This window comes from Bradyrhizobium sp. CSA112 (assembly GCF_029051645.1).
Lineage (GTDB): Bacteria > Pseudomonadota > Alphaproteobacteria > Rhizobiales > Xanthobacteraceae > Bradyrhizobium.
Map to the genome: position 1 here is coordinate 131,252 of NZ_JAACFS010000013.1, position 17,813 is coordinate 149,064.

The following is a 17,813-nucleotide window of genomic DNA, read 5'->3' on the forward strand; positions in this document are numbered from 1 at the left end:
CCCAGGAATGCAGACAAATTGTCTCAAACAGGGGGAGACTATGTTTGTCAACAGCAATGCCCATCCCGGCAGCAAGCCAAAGGCCTCGGGACAACTCGGTGAGTTGTCGCGAGCACGCGTAATCCTCAGCGAATTCAAGTACAACAAGGGCACCGAGATATTCGGAGAGGCGGAGCCTGCCGAATATATCTACCAGGTCGCGGACGGGGCTGTTCGCACCCACAAGCTCCTCTCCGACGGCCGTCGCCAGATCGGCGCCTTCCATCTGGCGGGAGACATTTTTGGGCTGGAGAACGGTGCAACCCACCGGTTTACCGCGGAAGCGATCGTCGATACGACAGTACGACTGATGAAACGGTGCAGCCTGGAGCACGTTGCGGAAACCAACGCCCTGGTGGCGCTTGATCTCCTGAATATGACAACGCGCAACCTCCGGCATGCCGAGGACCATATGTTGCTCCTCGGGCGCAAGACGTCCCTTGAGCGCGTCGCTGCATTCCTGCTCGAGATGGACCCCCGCCTGACGGCCGCCGGCGTGATGGCCCTTCCGATGTCTCGCCGCGATATCGCCGACTATCTCGGCCTGACGCTCGAAACGGTATCCCGGGCGCTGTCACATCTTCACGGCATGGGCATTCTTGGCTTTCTCGGCCAGACGCAGCGGCAAATCGTGCTGCTGGACCGCATGCGATTGGCGGAGCTGGACCTTTAGCGCGAGGCTAGATTGCTACTTCACTTCCGGAAAGAGCGCCGAACCACGCGCCAAAGTATCCGGCGTAGAGACACGGCGATTCAAGATTCATCGAAGGCCCAATGCCCGGCACCGTGATTAGACGGCAATCTGGCATGGCTGCTGCCAAGGTCCTGAGATCGGCAGGAGCAATCCGGCCTTCTCGCCCCAAAGCACCAGATACGGATGACCGATCTAGACCATGCACCCCTCCGGTTTGGGATGCGGTCGAAGAGCCTGGAGCTCGCCGAGCCCTCCCGAAATCGCGACATCGTTTGACGCGAGATTTCCCGGAACGAAGAGAGATATCGCGGCCGTCGCCATGACCGCGCGTGCTGGCGCAGGGTTGCTTTTCGCTGCCGCGCGGAAGATCGAACTCGAAAGCGACTGCATGATGCAGGCGCAAATCCTCTTCCTGAAGAGCAGAGCGCACCGGCGCGGCTGTCGAAAGCCGCCACGCGGAGGTCCGCAGACTGTGGGACCAGATGCTCGCCGGCATTGGCTTGGATCACAGCCAAGCCCGATGGGCGGCGATCCCGAGGACCAAGCGGAGACCTTGATACAGATCAAAGCCTCGGCTTAGGCGCGCTTCAGCTTCAATAGTGAGCATCCCAGCAATTATCGGAGCTCCTATGAAAGCCGTCTCTGTGGAAGAAGCGGTCGCCAGGATCCCCAACGGCGCAACTGTGATGGTCGGTGGGTTCATGGGGGTGGGAACGCCCGAGCGTTTGCTAGACGAACTGGTCAGGCAAAGGAAGTCCGAGCTCTCCATCATCAGCAATGACGCCGCGATCCCCGGCAAAGGCGTCGGGAAACTGTTCGACGCGGCGCTGGTCTCGACGCTTACTACGAGTCACATCGGACTCAATCCGAACGTACAAAAACAGATGATGGCCAACCAGGTCGCCGTCCACCTGGTGCCGCAGGGCACGTTCGTCGAACGTATCCGCGCCGGCGGCTGCGGCTTGGGAGGCGTCCTGACGCCGACAGGCGTCGGGACCATCGTTGAAGAAGGCAAGCGCCGGATCGACATCGACGGCAAGAACTTCCTGCTTGAAACGGCGCTTCGCTCGGACTTCGCGCTGATCCATGCATTCCTGGCGGATTACCTCGGCAACCTCGCCTACGCCCTGACCGCGCGCAACTTCAATCCTGTCATGGCGATGGCGGCCGACACCGTCATCGTCACCGCGGAGCACATTGTCCCGGTCGGCGTTATTGCGCCCGACCATGTCATAACGCCCGCGCCGCTCGTCGACTACCTCATCGCCAACGGGTGACCCATGGACGCTCAGTCGATCATCGCGCGGCGGGTGGCACGCGAACTTCGCGCCGGCAACCTCGTCAATCTCGGCATCGGAATTCCGACGCTGGTCGCGAACTTCGTTCCGTCCGATCTCAAGGTATTTTTTCAATCGGAGAACGGATTGATCGGCACGGGACCAATGCCGGAGCAAGGCATGGCCCACCCCCTGCTCACCGATGCCGGCGGACGGCCGATCAGCGCCCTGCCCGGCGCATGCGTCTTCGACAGCGCGATGTCGTTCGGATTGATCCGCGGTGGTCACGTGGACATAACGGTCCTCGGCGGCCTTCAGGTCGACGCCGAAGGACACCTCGCGAACTGGATGATCCCCGGCAAGATGGTGCCAGGCATGGGCGGTGCGATGGACCTGGTGAGCGGAGCAAAGCGCGTCATCGTCGCCATGCAGCACGCCGCCAAAGGGAAATCGAAAATCGTCCAGAGATGCGCGCTGCCGCTGACCTCTTCCCGGCCGGTCGACTTGGTCGTCACCGACATGGCGGTGATCGGCTTCACCGGCGGAAGGATAACGCTTCAGGAGACCGCGCCGGGCGTCACCGTCGCCGAGGTCATGGCGGTAACGGAAGCGGACTTGTTCATCCCAGCCAACGTTCCGGAAATGAAAATCTGATCCGACAAGCCTAGGCACGAGGACCAGCGATGCGCATCTTCAGCGACTTCAGTGAGTTCAAGGCAGCGGTCGGCACCGAGATCGGCGCCAGCGAATGGATTGAGGTAACCCAGGAACGCATCAACCTCTTTGCGCAGGCGACCTGCGACGAGCAATGGATCCACGTCGATCAGGAGCGGGCCAAAAAGGAGATGCCGGGCGGCAGGACCATCGCTCACGGCCTCCTGTCGCTCAGCCTTGCGCCGATGTTCATTCGTTCCGTGATGGGCCTCAAAGGACTGCGCAACACGTTGAACTATGGCGCGGACCGGATCCGTTATCTCTCCCCCGTCCCGGCCGGCTCACGGATCAGGGGCCGCACCAGCATCGCGGAAGTGGAGGACGTCCCGCCCGATGGCTTGAGGGTCAACTATCACATGGTGATCGAAATCGAAGGCGGCCAGCGTCCTGCCTGCGTCGCTGAGCTGATTGCCCTGCATTATCGCTGAGCCTGTTGCTGGAGACGCGCGGGTCGCCAATCCATCGGAAGTATCGGATGAAGAAGCAGAGCTGGTATGTGACCTTCGAAATTCCATGGAAAGGCACAGTGGTCCGAAGCCGGCGCTCTCGGTCGACCCGAACTTTCGAGACCGAAATCGAAGCCAAGAACTTTGCACGTGCCAGATTCGACGAGGGATTGGTCGTGACCGCCGGAACAATCATTCCGCATTTGCCGAGACGCGCGATCGCATCGGGAAGCATTCTGTCCTGGCTTGAAGAAGGACAGGAACAAGACAGCGGGGACGCGGCGGATGATCCTGATGAACCATCCGGGAGGATCGAATAGAGCCACCAATGCGCAAAACTCTCGCCACCTCAGCTCCCGCCATATGCACGATAATCAACAAAGCGAAGATGAGCCGCGTCGAAATAGAAGCCGCGCTTGCAAGCCAGCTCACCAATTGCGCTTGAGTGTTGCCATTTTGGCACGTGGTCTTACGCCTAAAGTACGTAGGATTCACGTTGCAAGTTGGAATCAATGCAACGCAACACCGTTGGTGGGGACAGCATTTTAAGCCGACGGAAATGGAGAGGAACAGATGAAGAGTTTTTTGCTTGCTACCGTCGGTCTAGTGGCATTGGTCGGCATCGCCGCCCCGGCATCCGCCGCAGATATGGCAGTCAAGGCACCACCACCCGCACCCCTTCCAGTGATCTACAACTGGAGCGGCTTCTACATCGGCGCCAATGGTGGCTGGGGCCAGAGCCGCAATTGCTGGGATTTCGTTGATGTGGCTGGCGTTGTCTTCGGGGAAGGCTGCCGCGAGCGGTCCGGAGGCCTCATCGGCGGCCAGATTGGCTATCGTTGGCAAGCCAATCAGTGGGTGTTTGGCCTGGAAGCTCAGGGCGATTGGGCAGATCTCACCAACGAGCGCGTCAGCCTTATCAATCCTCTGTTCTCCACTCGCACCTCGACCGATGCTATCGGCCTCTTTACCGGCCAGATCGGCTACGCCTGGAACGCGGCGCTGTTTTACGTAAAGGGCGGCGCGGCAGTGACGCGCAACGAATTTAGCATCCTTAGCACGATTACCGGCGCTGAACTGGCCTCGGCCAGCGCGACCCGTTGGGGCGGTGTCGTGGGTGTCGGGTTTGAGTACGGCTTCGCACCGAACTGGTCGTTCGGTGTTGAGTACGACCACCTCTTCATGGGCGATGCCAATAATTCGTTCTCGGTCGTCAACCCGATTGTTGCCGGTGCTCTCAACCGGATCAGCCAGGATGTCGATATGGTCACCTTGCGCATCAACTACCGCTTCGGCGGTTTCGGTGCTCCCGTCGCGGCCCGCTACTGATCAAGCGCGTATCTCCAGCGAGCAAAGCCTTAGCCCCGGCGCAGTGCCGGGGCTTTTTTGTTAAGTGCGAATGTTGGGTGCTACCGCTGCTGGGCGAGAACCATAAAGGGCCGTCAGCGGCGCTTGACCTAGATCAACGCACGGGGACGCATCAACGAGCGTCGTGGCCAGGATAGCGCATGCGCTGTCGGGTCATCGGCATGTTATTGCTCGGCGAGGAGGATATTGTGCCCCACGTTCTAATCATCGTTAGCTGGCTTGGCGTTGCCAACGGCGCCGTGATTTCGACCCAGGAATTTACCAGCGCAGAGCGGTGCGATGCGGCCCGGCAGGCACTGATTGAGTACGCCAAGGCCCGGAGTTCTGACGAGACGCTTAGACCGCTATGCGTACAAAAGTGAAAAAGGGCCGTTGCCGTTGTACAATTGGACGGCGGCTCGGTGAGCTTGCCTGGCAACAAATGACCCACAACACAGTTTGATCAGCGCTGCTTACCAATTGATCTGTATCACCGCACTTGGATCGTCGTGGAGTTGGATAATGGCGAGCATTCCGAATGGGAATGTTCGCCGGAGGACATCGTCATGCCGATGTGTCGGTCGCCTCACATCTCTGATGCCTTGCTTCAAGCAAGCAGGCTTCCCGCCAACGACAATCGCCTACCGGTAGGAATAGGTATCGGGTCTTCTCGTGAGTCAAAAAGCACCGTCAGGTCCGGTTGGCAAACACTCCTCATCCTCTGCGTCACCGTACTGCTATTACTTTGAAAGATTGGTTTGTGCGTTGGCCAAAAGTTGGCGCAATGGCAGACAAGGCCATCGGAAGATTGAGAATAGCATCACCAGATGGTGTTACCGAACCAGCCAAACTGCGGTTGCCGCGCGACGAGCACCGATCGCGGCATCACGTGTCGCTTCACGATTTTGCGCTGCCGTTTCTGCTTCAGCTCTCGCCTTCCAGGGTCGGACGGTTCCAGCCGCTTCGCATTGGATGGCTGCATCAAAGCAAATGCCTCGCGTGCCCTCTCCTTTACAGCGACGTCGGTGACCGTCGCAGGACTGGCGACGCGGTCTTCCGCGATCACAGTCTGCGCGGGAACGATCGTCTGCAGGGTGGTATCGAAAACGATGCGCTCCGGCCATTTCCGATCGGAATGAATGCGGATAACGGGTGAATTGGCCTGCGATCCCTCCATGACCTGCAGTTCGGTTAGGCATGCGTCCAGAATGAACACCAGAGTGAGCAACACTCCGCCGACATAAAGGAAATATCGCGCCAATGGCATGCGCTGCTCCACCGCGACGCCTCATCCGCTTTCGAGGTCGAACTCAGGTAGGTTCGTGTCTTGGCAAGGTCCGGTTCACCTCAACCTCGGGCGACCCGCGACGTCAACGAGGTGCTATTGCGGCAAGAAAGCCCTATCAGCGCCGTCCGACGCGGTTCACTGGACCTCCACGGTTCATCGGCGTTCCAGGCCGTACCGCCTCTCGCGCCGCAGCTCGCGCAACCGGGCGCGGGCGCAGCACGACACCTGGTCTTACAACGCAGCCCGCTGGATAGTCGACATACTGGCAGTATACGACGGCGCTGGCCGGCTCTGTCGTTGCGGTCATGAAGCCGGCAACCAGCAAGGCTGATAATGTGATTGAGAGTTTCATTTTGTTCTCCCTGTGTCAGAGCCTCCAGATGATCCCGAACGCTCGGCAACTTCGATGCAGCCCTCTCAAGGTCCGTCCGGAGCGCGACCTGGAGGCTGACCACGGCCGCCACTGCCCGGATTGATACAGATCAAGGCCGCGCTCATTCACTTCCGTGGGCTATCCTGAGCGAAACCGGATCTGCACGGCGCATAGCATGAACGACGCCAGGGGCGTCGGCCGTCATGTGGGTGGCGTACCTCAACACTACTTGGGCCATCCGCGCTTCTTTCTATCTCCCTCTTCGCCGCCCGCCAGCAACGTCGTTCGCAATACCTCAAAGATCACGGCCGTCGACCAGCCGAACAACAGGACACCATTCATCGCAGTCATCGGCCCGAGCAGATGCCAACGCTTGACCGGGGTTACGTCGCCGTAGCCGAGGGTCGTATAGTTTACAAACGCGAAGTACATCAGGTCCGTGCCTTCGGGCGCGACGCCGACCGCCGCGTAAGTCAATGTCCAGACCAGCACCTCGGCAAGGTGGGCGATCATCAGGACGGTCACGGCGGCAATCATGATCGCAATCAATCGAACCGTTTGATATGCCGTAGCCAACTCATCCGCGAGGCGCGCTACCTTTATAACGGTCACCATTACCAGGGCATGGATCGCAATGTTGCACCCGCTTGCGGCTGCACCCACGAGAAACTGACGCAACATAAGCAGGCCTCCGGAGATGGACCGCCTGGCCGGGCCGGCAGTCTTGGCGCCGGGGAATGATCGAGCTTTGACTCAACGCCTCAATCGATGATGTGGTATCCACCATCGATATACATGACGCCACCCGTGATGAGCTTCGCACCGTCGAGCGCCAGGAACGCCGTCGCCGCGCCGACGTCGTCGATGCTGACGAGGCTCCGCGTCGGCGCCGTGGTCTGCGCCTTGTCCATCAACTCGTCGAACTCGGGAATCCCCGAAGCCGCACGCGTCGCCAGCGGCCCTGGTGAAATCGCGTGCACCCGGATGCCCTTGGGGCCGAGCTCGGCTGCGATATAGCGGACTGACGCTTCAAGGGCTGCCTTGGCAACACCCATGACGTTATAGTTTTTGACCACCATCTGGCTGCCATAGTAGGTCATGGTGAAGAGCGTGCCGCCGTTCTTCATCAGCGGCTCCGCCAGATGCGCCATCCGCATGAACGACCAGCAGGAAACTTCCATTGTCTTGAGGAAACCGTCGCGCTCGACATCGACGACGCGCCCATGCAGCGCCTCCTTCGGGGAAAAGGCAATCGAGTGCAGCAGAAAATCGAGCTGTCCCCACTCCTTCCCGATCCGTTCGAACACCTGTTCGGTCTGTCCTTCGGTATTCACATCGAGCGGCATGAAAATCGACGCCTCGAGCTCCTTTGCCAGAGGCTCGACATGCTTCTTTGCCCGTTCGTTCAGATAGGTGACAGCGAGCTCCGCGCCCAAGGCTCGAAACGCCTTGGCGCATCCCCATGCGATCGACTGATCGTTGGCGATGCCGACGATCAGCCCCTTCCGGCCCTTCAGCGCAACCTTGGTTTCTGGAAATGCGGGAACTGTCATGACGCTCTCTCGCGTTTCAGACTGGAGGATGAGCGTCGATTCCACAGCAACGACAATGTGTGCTGTGCAATCATGAGTTCTTCATCGGTCGGCACGACGTAGATCGGAACTTGGCTGTCCTCGCGCGATATCCGAAGGCTGTGGCGAGCATTCTCGACCGGGTCGAGAGATACCCCGAGCCATTCGAGCCGCTCGGCAATCCTTGCCCGAATGCCGACGGAATTTTCACCGATCCCTGCGGTGAAAACGAAACCATCGAGACCTTGCAGGGCCGCAGCCAGCATTCCGGCCTGCAGCGCCACTCTGTAGACGAAATAGTCGACGGCAAACGCCGCATGGGGATCGCTGCTGTTCTGGAGCTCCCGCATGTCATTGCTGATGCCGGAAAGTCCCTTCAGCCCGCAATCGCGGTAGAGAAAGTCCTGCACCTCGGCGGGTGACATGCCCTTAGCGGTCATCAGGTACAGGATGACGCCGGGATCGATCTGGCCGGTGCGCGTTCCCATCGGAAGCCCATCGAGCGCGGTGAACCCCATCGTGCTCTCCACGCTCCGTCCGCCGTGTATGGCACACATGGAGGCGCCGCTTCCGAGATGCGCCACGATGACTCGCGCCCGGGCAATTTCCGGCGCAACGTTCGGCAGCGTCTTTGCGATGTACTCATAGGAAAGGCCATGAAATCCGTAACGGCGGACTCCCTCCTCGTGCAGCCGGCGGGGTATGGCGTAGTGGTCCGCGACCTCGTCGTGGTCGCGGTGAAAGGCCGTGTCGAAACAGGCGACCTGGGGCAGAGCAGGAAATTTGGCAAGCAGGATTCGGATCGGCGCCAGATTGTGGGGCTGATGCAACGGCGCAAGTGCCGTCAACCGCTCAAGACGCGCGATCACGCCATGGTCGATCAGCACAGGGCGATCGTAGTCGGGACCGCCATGGACGACCCGATGGCCCACCGCGAGCGGGCTGAATTGATGTTCGTCCCGCAGCCAAGCGCTGGCCAGCATCAATGCGGCCGGAACGTCCGGTACGTTCTCGATCGGATAGCATCGATCCGCCAATGCTTCGCCCGCCGCGCCGGTTGCGCGCAGCCGTGGACGGCTGCCGATCCCGTCCATCTGCCCCTTGATCTGCCGGCACAGCCTGCCGTTGTCATCCACGGCAAACACCTGGAACTTGACGCTTGAGGAACCGCCATTGACGACAAGGATGGTATCCATGGTTGTCACGCTGCGGCTATCTGGGCGCGGCGGCGCCGCGCGTCGGCATAGAGCGTCGCAACCGCGCAGGAAGCCATGCGCGCTCTCGGCGAATCGGCACGCGACGTCAGCACGATCGGCACGCGAGCGCCCAGTACGATTCCAGCACTGTCCGCCTTCGCGAAATATGCAAGGTTCTTCGCCAACATGTTGCCGGCCTCGAGATCTGGCACCACCAGGATCTGGGCTCGTCCCGCAACTTCCGACTTTATACCCTTAATTCTTGCAGCCTCGCAATCGATCGCGTTGTCAAATGCAAGCGGCCCATCGAGCAGACCGCCCGTGATCTGCCCCCGGTCCGCCATCTTGCAGAGCGCCGCGGCCTCAATGGTCGACGGGATCTTGGATGTGATGGTTTCGACCGCCGAGAGAATGGCGACTCGGGGCGTTGTACCAATTCCAATGCCAGTATAGAGGTCGATCGCGTTCTGCACGATATCGCGCTTGCCATCGAGGTCCGGAAAGATGTTGATCGCGGCGTCCGTGACGAAGATGGTTTCGCTGTAGGCCGGAACGTCCATCACGAAGACGTGGCTGATCCGCCTTTCCGTGCGCAATCCACCCGCCTTTGCGGTCACGCTTCGCATGAGTTCGTCGGTGTGCAGGCTGCCTTTCATCAGCATCTCGCCCTTGGCCGCGTGAATCAGCTCGACGGCCTTTGCTGCAGCAGCCTCGCTGTGAGGCGCATCGACCAGTTCAAATGCGCTGATGTCGATACCGTGCTTGAACGCAACCGCCCTGATCTTCGCCGATGGGCCGACAAGTACGGGCTTGATGATGCCCGCCCCGGCGGCATCGGCTGCGCCGCGCAGCGAACTTTCATCGCACGGATGCACAACGATGGTTGTCGCCGGCGGGATCGCCTTGGCTGCTGCAATGAGACGATCGTACTTCGCGCCGGCTCTCGCTTCGCCCGCTTCGATGGATGCAATGCCCATATCCACTCTCCGATCAACTCGCCAACGCCTAAGACGCCTTCGCCCGCGATTTTCCGGCGAGGCCGAACAATTCAGTCACGCGATCGAACCGCTTGGCGGCTTCGCCGGATATTTCCGCACTCGCGGACAGCACGCTGCGGATTGCCTCCAGGCCGGCACGCCGCTCGCCTTCGTCAGACGGAAGTAATTTGGGTATGGCGGCAAGGCTTGCCGCCGGCTCGAGCAGCAATATGAAGAATTGCTCGCGCACGATCTTCTTGAACTGCGCAAGCGTCAGACGCGAGCCTGCATCGTTGGCTCGAGCCCGCCGCAATGCCTCCAAGCTCCGCTCGTCGACCATCCCCCGCGAACTTCCGACATAGAGCAGGCCGCGAATGACGCCTTCCCTGAGACCGCCGCTGCCGACCTGCGATCTGAGCTCGACGATGCGCGCCTCCAGGCGCTCGCGATGTTCCGACGACATCTGCGGCTTTGGCGAAACGTCGGCATCCGGCGTGATGCCGACGGCGGCCTGCACCACCGGCGATCCATAGATGCCGAGAAAGAGCGCTTCACTCAGCGCTTCCTGCGTGTCGCGCCATTTATCGAGCACATCGACGATGTTCTTCGAGACCGTCTCCTGAAACTTGACGAACGGATTATTCTCTGCCGCCGGCTTACGCTGCTCGCGAATGTTGTCAGCAGCTCTCGCGACGCCCTTCATGACGATATTATCGCCTCCAAAGGCCTCGTAAGAGACGCGTAGAGGATGCCACTGGCGCATCAACTCCGCCATTTGGGGAGTAACTGCCGCACGGACCCACGGCTGCACGAACTTCCGGTAATTCGAGAGATTGATTTCGGATACACGTGCGGCTGTCGCAAACCGCAGTTCATCTTCGGCCGAGTTGCCGCCCATGGCCCTGATATCGTCCAGCGTGCGCCGTTCGCACCGCATGATCCACTTTCCAATCGCGAGATCGGGATTGGCCGTGTCGGCGGATTTAGCTTCGAAGGTCGCCTCGTAAAGCCCGGGCGGCAGCACATCAATCAGGTCGATGTTGCTTGAGAATTCGCTATGCTCCTTCTTGGCGACGCCTCCGGAGACAAAGATTCCGAGGTGCCCGACGGTCTCGTGAACAGTGTAGACGATGGTTTGCCCGTAGGCCCGGATATCGTCGACGTCACTGTAGAGATCGAGAATCCAGCCGAGTGCCTGCTGCGGCGGCGTGATGTTGTCGCCCTTTGAACAGAACACGACGATGGGGGATGATATCTTTCTGAGGTCGACGGTCTGGCCGTCCGATGTCTTGATACGCCCGGCGGCGAGGTTATTGCCAACGAACAGCTCGTCGACGATGAACTGGATCTCCTCGGCATTCAAGTTGACATGGCCGCCCCACCAGCGCTCGAATTCGAGATAGCGATCCGCCTCGCTGTCGACTTTCGAATAGACGTTGTACTGCTTGGTCCAGAGCGTGTTCGACGGATTCATGTTCTCGAAATTCTGGACAAGCCATGCTCCGTCGAACTTTCCTCCGCCAAGGTCGCTGGTGAGCGCGGTCAGCCAGCTTCCGCCCAATAGCCCGCCCGAGTAGCGCATCGGATTTTTGCCGCGGACGCCGGCCCAGTAGGACAACGGTGCGCCGGCGATGATCAGCGGACCGAACAGCTCCGGCCTCAGCGAAGCAAGGATCATGACCGCCCAGCCGGCCTGGCAATTGCCGATCACGCACGGCTTGCCGTCGGCTTCCGGATGCAGGGCGATAACCTTCTCGATAAAGACAGCCTCGGCTCTTGCGATGTCCTCGATGGTCTGACCCGGCATCGGTTCGGGCAGGAAGCCGATGAAGTAGCAGGGATGGCCGGCTTTCATTGCCACGCCGATCTCGCTGTCAGCCTTGAAGCCGCCGATTCCCGGCCCGTGACCCGCGCGAGGATCAACCACCACGAACGGACGGCGCTTGTTATCGATCGTCACGCCACTTGGCGGAGCAACGCTTACCAGCCCGTAGTTGACCGGTCGCGGAAGATTTCTGCCATCAATGATCAATTCGACTTTATAGTTGAGGACATGAGGCGCCGTTTCAGCGAGGTGTTCGCGGTATTGCAATCCGCGCTCGCGCATGACGTCGAGGAACAGGACGCTGCGTTGCCCGGTATCGACCAGATATTCGAGGCCGGACGCAAAGAGTCCCGGAAGCGTCTCGCCAGAGATGGCCGGCTTGTCGGTAGACATACTCAAATCTCTCACTGGTTGCAGCCCAGGGATCAGGATTGCGCGAGGCCGGACGGGACCATTGACATAGGTCAAGGGCGCCAGCCTTCGTTCTGCGGGTTGTCACATCAGGAGGTGCGCAACGGTCAGGCGTCGACGGTGATTTTTTCCGTGCTCGGCTCGGCACCAGTAGCGGCCGCGTCGGCCCGCTCTTCGCGGATCCATGCCATCGTCAGTTCCCAGGTCACCGCCAGGATGATGGGTCCGACAAACAGCCCGAGGATGCCATGCGCCAGCATCCCGCCCAGGACACCGATGAAGATGACGAGCATAGGCGTATTCAGCCCGCGTCCCATCAGTATCGGTTTCAGTACATTGTCGGCCAAGCCCACGACTAGGAGATAGACCGTCAACGGAAGAGCCAGGGCAAAGTCCTTGGTAGCCCAGATCCATATGATGACGGGAATAAGGATGATTGCCGACCCGATCTGCAGGATCGCAAAAACAAGCACAAGGAAGGCCAACACGCCCGCATGAGGCACGCCTGCAAGCTTCAGTCCGATGCCGGCCAGCAGTGATTGCAGGACGGCTACGCCGATAACTCCCTGCGCGATCGTGCGTATCGTCAACCCGGCGAGCCCAACGAAATCCTGGCTTCGCTGGGTGACCAGGCGCGTCTGAATCCTTTTTATTGCTGCCACGAGGCCGGGACCGTAATGGAACAGGAAGCCCGCCAGCACCACCGACGCGACGAACTTGAGCGTTCCCAAGCCCGCGCTGCCGGCAAAGGCGAGCACTGGCCCGGCCAATGGCTTGAGGTGCGGAGCGAATTCCTTGAGCGCGACCCTCAGATTTGTCGAAGCATGATCCCAGAGTTCGTAAATCTGGGTGCCGACGACCGGCCAAGCCTTGACGCCTTCCGGAGGCGATGGAATGACCAGGGCGCCGGCGCCAAGCTGGCGAGCAAAGTCTTGCAAGCCATCGACCACACCGTATCCAAGCCATGTCACCGGTCCAATGACGATCGCGAGACTGATGATCGTGATGATCGCGGCCGCCAGCTTCGGCCGATCGCCGAGATGCACCGATAGCCAGTTGTACGGCGGGTACAGGGTCACGGTCAGAACCATACTCCAGACGAGTATGGGGATGAATGGACGAACAAGAACGAACGACCAGTAAACGAGGAAGGCCAGCAGACCGAGGCGGAGCGCCAGCTGAATGACTTCTCCTCCGGATGTCGTCTGTCGAACTACTCTCTGGGCCATTGCTTCGCCCTCGTTGACGCGCGCAACAGCCCAACCGCGGACCGAATGCAGGCCGATAGGACTTCACCTGACATTCAGAGCCTATCGGCGCTCGCCCAAGCTCGCGCTTGATCCAGATCAAGCAGCAGCACGCAAAGGTCGCTCTGGCTGATCAAGTGCACTGGAGCCGAGGAGCTTCTGCCATGCCTGAAGCCGCCGAATATTCGGTCCGCGAGCATCTTCGCGACGACCGTCCAATCACGATCCGTGCGCTTCGCCCTGATGACCGGGCCGGGATGCTCGCGGCGATCGGACGGACCAGCATGCAATCGCTGCAGCGGCGCTTCTTCGTGCCAAAGAAGGGCTTCTCCGAGCAGGAAATGGCCTTCTTCCTCGACATCGACTTCGAATCCCACGTCGCCATCGTCGCGGAAATCTCCGAAGATGGTCGCCCGGTCATCGCCGGTGGCGGACGCTATATCGTGGTCCAGCCAGGCCAGGCGGAGGTCGCTTTCGTCGTGGTGGACGCCTATCAGGGCCAGGGTATCGGAACGATCTTGATGCGGCATCTCGCGGTCCTAGCGCGCAACGCCGACCTCAAGGAATTGGTCGCGGAAGTGTTACCCGAGAACACGGCCATGCTGAAACTGTTCAAAAAGTTCGGCTTCCGGACCGACGCGAAAGGATCGCCTCAGGTGGTGCACCTGACGCTGCAGCTACCTTGAACACCGAGGATCCTGGCGGAACTCGCTCGGCGCTACCGCAGCCCCAGCAGCGAGCGGCGATAGCCGTTGCTACGGGCTTCCTCCCGGCACACAAAACTTCCAGTAAAGCCGCTTCCATACCGTCGTTGCCGCTTCGAGTAATAGATTCCCTTGCCGAGATCCAGCCAGACGACCACGTCGGCAGGGCAATGTCGTTGCGCCTGCGATTCATAACGGAACGGCGTCAGCGGATTCGCAAAGGCGCTGTCGGCACTATAGGCAATGATCGAAGCCGCTATCACGTCCGCCGCCCACAGCCGGAAACTTCGCATCGACAAGCTGCCCGCCTTTGACCGACGAAATGATCGCAGCAGTTCAATCGAAAGACAACCCCGTCTGTCCGCTGCACAGGCGAAAGGGGTGGAAGAGCGTCAGAGGACGTCCCGCGCCGCTTGATTGCCACGACAAAGACCGCGCGCGGCTTCGCGGATTAATCAGGCGACGTCCCGCCCAAATACCCGAGATTTGCCCGCGCGCGGCGTTACAATTCAGCGGCAGACATATCGGCCGTTTACCAGCACGCGGACACAGGCTGTGCCTGCAGCGGCTGCACCTACGGCCACTCCGCCGACCACCGCGCGGCGGGTTTGTCGTCGTGCAACGCCTGCGACGCTCACGGGGGTCAACGGCCGTCCTACCCTCGCCTCCGCGCTCTCAATCGAGAGCGAAAGACCATTGTTGGGTGACCATGCTAGCGATCCGAGAGTTCCGAGCGCGAAAACCGCGGTAGCCAAAAACGCCCGCTTGATGGTGATATTCTTCATATCGATCTCCTCTACTGAGAGGACCACCGAAAGTCATCCATGCGCCGTTTGCTTGATCCAAGTCAATAAGCTTCGCTGACCAATATCACGATCACAGCGCACCACGCGCGCTTTCAGGATCAAGTGCCCCTCGGACAATGCCCTCAAGGACAATGTCCTTTGATGCAATTGAATGTGAGCGCCGTCGATAGGATAAATCATACTCAGGGTATCGCTGCCACGCGCGAGGCGGGGGCATTAGGAAATGCAACCGGCGCACCGGTTCAGATTTTCGGAAAACTCGTCCAGACAACCGGATCGAGGCTGAACATGTATGACGACACCCATCAAAATAGCGAAGCCCGAATGACCAACGAGGCACACGAGTTCAACGAATTCAACGGCGAGCGCCAGAACCTGCTTGTTCCGCTGTATTCCGGAGCAGCTTCCTGTCTCGACGGCGCGGCCCAGCGCGTTATGGACGATCTGCTGCGCGAATGCTTGAGGCGCAAATCGCTGACGCCCTGAGTTCGGGGCGGCGCAAGCTGCATCAGGCCGCATCAGCCGCCGTCATTGCCCCATTCCATGGTGTGCCAAATCGTGCTGTTATAGGGAGCTGTCCAGCACGAGCGGACGGTGGCCAGACGCGGATCACTCGATCCGAGCGGTGGGTTTATGCGAGAATTCGGCGCGCCTCTCCGCATCTGCTTGCCAGTGTGGCCTGTCGTCACGCTCAGAGCGGCGACGGGCCGCGTCACGGAGCTGCGCAGCATCCTGCTGATTGCATGCACCAGCATCCTAATGGCGATCACTTGCTGTTTGCCGGCGTCGGCTGCAACGCGGCATATCGTTCTGCTTTTTGACGAGCGGGTCGAATTGCCGGGCTTGTCGCTCCTGGAAGCGGAATTCGTCCACACGCTTAGGTCCAGCTCCGCCGAGCCGGTCGAGATCTATCGCGAAGCAATGGATCTGTCTCGATTTAGCTCAAACTCCTACAAGGTACTTCTGCAAGAGTTTCTCCGTGCAAAATATGCGGACAAGAAGATCGACGTCGCGGTCGCCATCATGGTGCCGGCATTCGATTTCTTAATGACGTATGGCGACCTGCTCTTTCCCGGGACACCAATCGTGTTCTGCGGGATGGATAGAAGACAACTCGGCAATCGCTCCCTGCCACCGAACATATACGGCGTTCTGATCAAGAGGGAGTTTGCACCGACTCTCGACTTGGTGCTTCGCCTTCATCCCGCGACGGAACGAGTAGTGGTTATTTCGGGAACCTCGGATTTCGATCAAGAGCTTCTCTCCCAGGCGAAAAACGATTTCCGTCCGTACGAGAACCGGATCTCGTTTACTTACCTTTCAGATCTATCCCTGGAACAACTTCTTCCAAAGCTCTCACAACTGCCTTCGCGTGATATCGTTCTCATCATCACGGTGTTTCAGGACGGCAGCGGCCAGCCATTCGTTCCGCACGAGGTCGTTGAGCGTGTTTCCGGGGCGGCAAGCGTGCCGCTCTATGGCTTTCTCGATCAGTATATCGGCCGCGGGATTATCGGAGGAAGCCTCTATAGCATTGGTGAGCATGGCGCGAAGACGGCAAGGATGGCTTTGCAACTCCTGACCGGCGCGGCAACGCCAGAACACCTTTCTGAGGTTTCCAGCAATAAGACAATATTCGACTGGCGGCAGATGCAGCGTTGGGGAATCAGTGAAGCCGAACTTCCCGCAGGCAGCCAAATCTATTTCCGCGAGCTACCCGCATGGCAGAAGTATTCCTGGGAAATCGCGTTGGTCAGCGCGATCGTTCTGATACAGGCCGCGCTTATCTCGATCTTGCTCCAGGAGCATCGCCGACGCCGCACCGCCGAGGTGCAGTCGCGTCAGCGCATGGCGGAACTTGCTCATATCAATCGCTTCTCGACGGCCGGTGAGTTGACCGCATCAATTGCCCATGAGATCAACCAGCCTCTTGGATCCATTCTCACGAACGCCGAAACCGCCCAATCAATACTGGCGTCCAAGGATCCCGACATCGACGAGCTCAACAATATCGTGAGCGATATTGTGCAGGATGACCGGCGCGCCAGCGAAGTCATTCGGAGGTTGCGCAGCCTGCTGAAAAGGGCGCCCTTCGAACCGAAAAGTATCGACCTCAATGAGCTCGTGCGGGAAACAGTCGAGTTTCTTTCGGCACTGGCGATTGGGCGCGAAGTCAAATTGAACAGCATAATCTCGCCTATTGCACTCCCTATTGTCGGCGATCGCATCCAGCTCCAACAGGTTATTCTCAACCTCGTCGTCAATGCGATCGACGCGATGGCGGACACGCCCAGTGACGACCGCGTAATCAGCATCCGGACTTCGCGCGTCGAGAATTTTGCCGAACTGGCGATATCGGATCATGGTCCGGGCATACCCGAAGACAAGCTGAAGGAGGTCTTCGAGCCGTTCGTCACCAACAAGCCTAAAGGAATGGGCATGGGGCTATCCATTGCGCGGACAATTGTGGAAGCCCATGATGGTCAGATATCCGCGAGCAACGAGCCCGGACGGGTGTTCCGGATCAAGTTACCGATTTCCCGCCATGCTTCAGCTGGGTAGGCGTGCGATATCAGTCGCGGGAATGGTCGGGTCCCTGATCGCGCGATCCCCGACTACGCCAGGATTAAGAGAACCGAGCCGACTTCTCCCGTCAACTCGCCGTGATGCCGGAATCGATTTTTCTTCGGCAGCGCCGCCGCTTCTCTCTTTCGACAGCCGGGACCAGCTCTCCGCCTCGGCAATCCAATAAATTCGGTTTGCTGGTTCACGCTTGGCGAGCTGTCTGCACAGCGTAGCGCGCAATTCAAACTCCAACTGATCAATCATCGGCGCCCCCTGCCTGAGGGAACAATTATTGCCACGTGCTTACGACAAACGCCCTGCCCGCACTATTGT

The 17,813-nt window shown here is 59.7% G+C and carries 20 protein-coding genes; 9 read left to right on the forward strand and 11 right to left on the reverse strand.

The genetic code is table 11. From position 1 onward, the window contains the following. The first annotated feature begins 40 nt into the window (after positions 1-40). From GWE18_RS22080 to GWE18_RS22105, 6 genes are all read left to right on the forward strand, one after another. The gene (locus tag GWE18_RS22080) at positions 41-712 is read left to right on the forward strand and encodes a helix-turn-helix domain-containing protein (protein WP_275187800.1); all 672 of its coding nucleotides are present in this window, start codon (positions 41-43) and stop codon (positions 710-712) included. A gap of 650 nt (positions 713-1,362) precedes the next feature. Continuing rightward, positions 1,363-2,010: a 3-oxoacid CoA-transferase subunit A gene (locus GWE18_RS22085; protein ID WP_275187801.1), complete on the forward strand. Its 648-nt coding sequence runs from the start codon at positions 1,363-1,365 to the stop codon at positions 2,008-2,010. A gap of 3 nt (positions 2,011-2,013) precedes the next feature. Further along, the gene (locus tag GWE18_RS22090; RefSeq protein ID WP_275187802.1) at positions 2,014-2,664 is read left to right on the forward strand and encodes a 3-oxoacid CoA-transferase subunit B; all 651 of its coding nucleotides are present in this window, start codon (positions 2,014-2,016) and stop codon (positions 2,662-2,664) included. Between the two features lie 29 nt (positions 2,665-2,693). Continuing rightward, positions 2,694-3,152, forward strand: a complete 459-nt coding sequence (locus GWE18_RS22095) for a MaoC family dehydratase (protein WP_275187803.1) — start codon at positions 2,694-2,696, stop codon at positions 3,150-3,152. Positions 3,153-3,199: 47 nt separating this feature from the next. After that, complete coding sequence (locus GWE18_RS22100) at positions 3,200-3,490, forward strand: hypothetical protein (protein WP_275187804.1); 291 nt, start codon at positions 3,200-3,202, stop codon at positions 3,488-3,490. Positions 3,491-3,743: 253 nt separating this feature from the next. Then, positions 3,744-4,499, forward strand: coding sequence for an outer membrane beta-barrel protein (locus GWE18_RS22105; RefSeq protein WP_275187805.1), 756 nt, complete (start codon positions 3,744-3,746; stop codon positions 4,497-4,499). Between the two features lie 838 nt (positions 4,500-5,337). On the opposite strand, the gene GWE18_RS22110 is transcribed toward GWE18_RS22105, so the two are convergent. The 8 genes from GWE18_RS22110 to GWE18_RS22145 form a co-directional block, all read right to left on the reverse strand. Then, complete coding sequence (locus GWE18_RS22110; RefSeq protein WP_275187806.1) at positions 5,338-5,784, reverse strand: hypothetical protein; 447 nt, start codon at positions 5,782-5,784, stop codon at positions 5,338-5,340. Positions 5,785-5,920: 136 nt separating this feature from the next. Next, the gene (locus GWE18_RS22115; protein WP_275187807.1) at positions 5,921-6,157 is read right to left on the reverse strand and encodes a hypothetical protein; all 237 of its coding nucleotides are present in this window, start codon (positions 6,155-6,157) and stop codon (positions 5,921-5,923) included. A gap of 246 nt (positions 6,158-6,403) precedes the next feature. Next, a complete protein-coding gene (locus GWE18_RS22120) occupies positions 6,404-6,859 on the reverse strand; it encodes a potassium channel family protein (RefSeq protein ID WP_275187808.1) in 456 nt (151 codons plus the stop codon). 80 nt (positions 6,860-6,939) lie between these two features. Beyond that, positions 6,940-7,731: an enoyl-ACP reductase FabI gene (gene fabI / locus GWE18_RS22125; protein ID WP_275187809.1), complete on the reverse strand. Its 792-nt coding sequence runs from the start codon at positions 7,729-7,731 to the stop codon at positions 6,940-6,942. Continuing rightward, positions 7,728-8,945, reverse strand: coding sequence for an acetate/propionate family kinase (locus tag GWE18_RS22130; RefSeq protein WP_275187810.1), 1,218 nt, complete (start codon positions 8,943-8,945; stop codon positions 7,728-7,730). The genes fabI and GWE18_RS22130 overlap by 4 nt, the downstream gene beginning before the upstream one ends. A 5-nt stretch (positions 8,946-8,950) precedes the next feature. Continuing rightward, positions 8,951-9,922: a phosphate acetyltransferase gene (locus tag GWE18_RS22135; protein WP_275187811.1), complete on the reverse strand. Its 972-nt coding sequence runs from the start codon at positions 9,920-9,922 to the stop codon at positions 8,951-8,953. Between the two features lie 28 nt (positions 9,923-9,950). Then, positions 9,951-12,140: a DUF3141 domain-containing protein gene (locus GWE18_RS22140; protein ID WP_275187812.1), complete on the reverse strand. Its 2,190-nt coding sequence runs from the start codon at positions 12,138-12,140 to the stop codon at positions 9,951-9,953. A 125-nt stretch (positions 12,141-12,265) separates the two neighbouring features. Then, positions 12,266-13,387: an AI-2E family transporter gene (locus GWE18_RS22145; RefSeq protein ID WP_275187813.1), complete on the reverse strand. Its 1,122-nt coding sequence runs from the start codon at positions 13,385-13,387 to the stop codon at positions 12,266-12,268. Positions 13,388-13,569: 182 nt separating this feature from the next. On the opposite strand from GWE18_RS22145, the gene GWE18_RS22150 reads away from it, so the two are divergent. Next, on the forward strand, positions 13,570-14,091 hold the full coding sequence (locus GWE18_RS22150) for a GNAT family N-acetyltransferase (RefSeq protein WP_275187814.1): 522 nt from the start codon (positions 13,570-13,572) through the stop codon (positions 14,089-14,091). Between the two features lie 32 nt (positions 14,092-14,123). Here the strand turns inward: GWE18_RS22150 and GWE18_RS22155 are convergent, their stop codons facing one another. Next, positions 14,124-14,408 (reverse strand): hypothetical protein, encoded by a 285-nt coding sequence (locus tag GWE18_RS22155; protein WP_275187815.1) that lies wholly within the window; start codon positions 14,406-14,408, stop codon positions 14,124-14,126. Positions 14,409-14,618: 210 nt separating this feature from the next. Beyond that, a complete protein-coding gene (locus GWE18_RS22160) occupies positions 14,619-14,894 on the reverse strand; it encodes a hypothetical protein (protein WP_275187816.1) in 276 nt (91 codons plus the stop codon). 162 nt (positions 14,895-15,056) lie between these two features. On the opposite strand from GWE18_RS22160, the gene GWE18_RS22165 reads away from it, so the two are divergent. Both GWE18_RS22165 and GWE18_RS22170 read left to right on the forward strand, forming a co-directional pair. Next, the gene (locus GWE18_RS22165) at positions 15,057-15,401 is read left to right on the forward strand and encodes a hypothetical protein (RefSeq protein ID WP_275187817.1); all 345 of its coding nucleotides are present in this window, start codon (positions 15,057-15,059) and stop codon (positions 15,399-15,401) included. Between the two features lie 147 nt (positions 15,402-15,548). After that, positions 15,549-17,477, forward strand: coding sequence for a HAMP domain-containing sensor histidine kinase (locus GWE18_RS22170; RefSeq protein ID WP_275187818.1), 1,929 nt, complete (start codon positions 15,549-15,551; stop codon positions 17,475-17,477). On the opposite strand, the gene GWE18_RS22175 is transcribed toward GWE18_RS22170, so the two are convergent. Then, positions 17,466-17,744, reverse strand: a complete 279-nt coding sequence (locus tag GWE18_RS22175) for a hypothetical protein (protein WP_275187819.1) — start codon at positions 17,742-17,744, stop codon at positions 17,466-17,468. The two genes, GWE18_RS22170 and GWE18_RS22175, sit on opposite strands and share 12 nt — an antisense overlap. Between the last annotated feature and the right edge of the window lie 69 nt (positions 17,745-17,813).

Excerpts from the sequence above, each read along its gene's own strand:
- GWE18_RS22085 (WP_275187801.1), top strand. The coding sequence starts at position 1,363 with ATGAAAGCCGTCTCTGTGGAAGAAGCGGTCGCCAGGATCCCCAACGGC.
- GWE18_RS22120 (WP_275187808.1), bottom strand. The coding sequence starts at position 6,859 with ATGTTGCGTCAGTTTCTCGTGGGTGCAGCCGCAAGCGGGTGCAACATT.
- GWE18_RS22170 (WP_275187818.1), top strand. The coding sequence starts at position 15,549 with ATGCGAGAATTCGGCGCGCCTCTCCGCATCTGCTTGCCAGTGTGGCCT.
- GWE18_RS22165 (WP_275187817.1), top strand. The coding sequence starts at position 15,057 with ATGCAATTGAATGTGAGCGCCGTCGATAGGATAAATCATACTCAGGGT.
- GWE18_RS22100 (WP_275187804.1), top strand. The coding sequence starts at position 3,200 with ATGAAGAAGCAGAGCTGGTATGTGACCTTCGAAATTCCATGGAAAGGC.
- GWE18_RS22095 (WP_275187803.1), top strand. The coding sequence starts at position 2,694 with ATGCGCATCTTCAGCGACTTCAGTGAGTTCAAGGCAGCGGTCGGCACC.
- GWE18_RS22090 (WP_275187802.1), top strand. The coding sequence starts at position 2,014 with ATGGACGCTCAGTCGATCATCGCGCGGCGGGTGGCACGCGAACTTCGC.
- GWE18_RS22135 (WP_275187811.1), bottom strand. The coding sequence starts at position 9,922 with ATGGGCATTGCATCCATCGAAGCGGGCGAAGCGAGAGCCGGCGCGAAG.
- GWE18_RS22150 (WP_275187814.1), top strand. The coding sequence starts at position 13,570 with ATGCCTGAAGCCGCCGAATATTCGGTCCGCGAGCATCTTCGCGACGAC.
- GWE18_RS22130 (WP_275187810.1), bottom strand. The coding sequence starts at position 8,945 with ATGGATACCATCCTTGTCGTCAATGGCGGTTCCTCAAGCGTCAAGTTC.
- GWE18_RS22140 (WP_275187812.1), bottom strand. The coding sequence starts at position 12,140 with ATGTCTACCGACAAGCCGGCCATCTCTGGCGAGACGCTTCCGGGACTC.
- GWE18_RS22080 (WP_275187800.1), top strand. The coding sequence starts at position 41 with ATGTTTGTCAACAGCAATGCCCATCCCGGCAGCAAGCCAAAGGCCTCG.
- GWE18_RS22160 (WP_275187816.1), bottom strand. The coding sequence starts at position 14,894 with ATGAAGAATATCACCATCAAGCGGGCGTTTTTGGCTACCGCGGTTTTC.
- GWE18_RS22145 (WP_275187813.1), bottom strand. The coding sequence starts at position 13,387 with ATGGCCCAGAGAGTAGTTCGACAGACGACATCCGGAGGAGAAGTCATT.
- GWE18_RS22115 (WP_275187807.1), bottom strand. The coding sequence starts at position 6,157 with ATGAAACTCTCAATCACATTATCAGCCTTGCTGGTTGCCGGCTTCATG.
- fabI (WP_275187809.1), bottom strand. The coding sequence starts at position 7,731 with ATGACAGTTCCCGCATTTCCAGAAACCAAGGTTGCGCTGAAGGGCCGG.
- GWE18_RS22175 (WP_275187819.1), bottom strand. The coding sequence starts at position 17,744 with ATGATTGATCAGTTGGAGTTTGAATTGCGCGCTACGCTGTGCAGACAG.
- GWE18_RS22105 (WP_275187805.1), top strand. The coding sequence starts at position 3,744 with ATGAAGAGTTTTTTGCTTGCTACCGTCGGTCTAGTGGCATTGGTCGGC.
- GWE18_RS22110 (WP_275187806.1), bottom strand. The coding sequence starts at position 5,784 with ATGCCATTGGCGCGATATTTCCTTTATGTCGGCGGAGTGTTGCTCACT.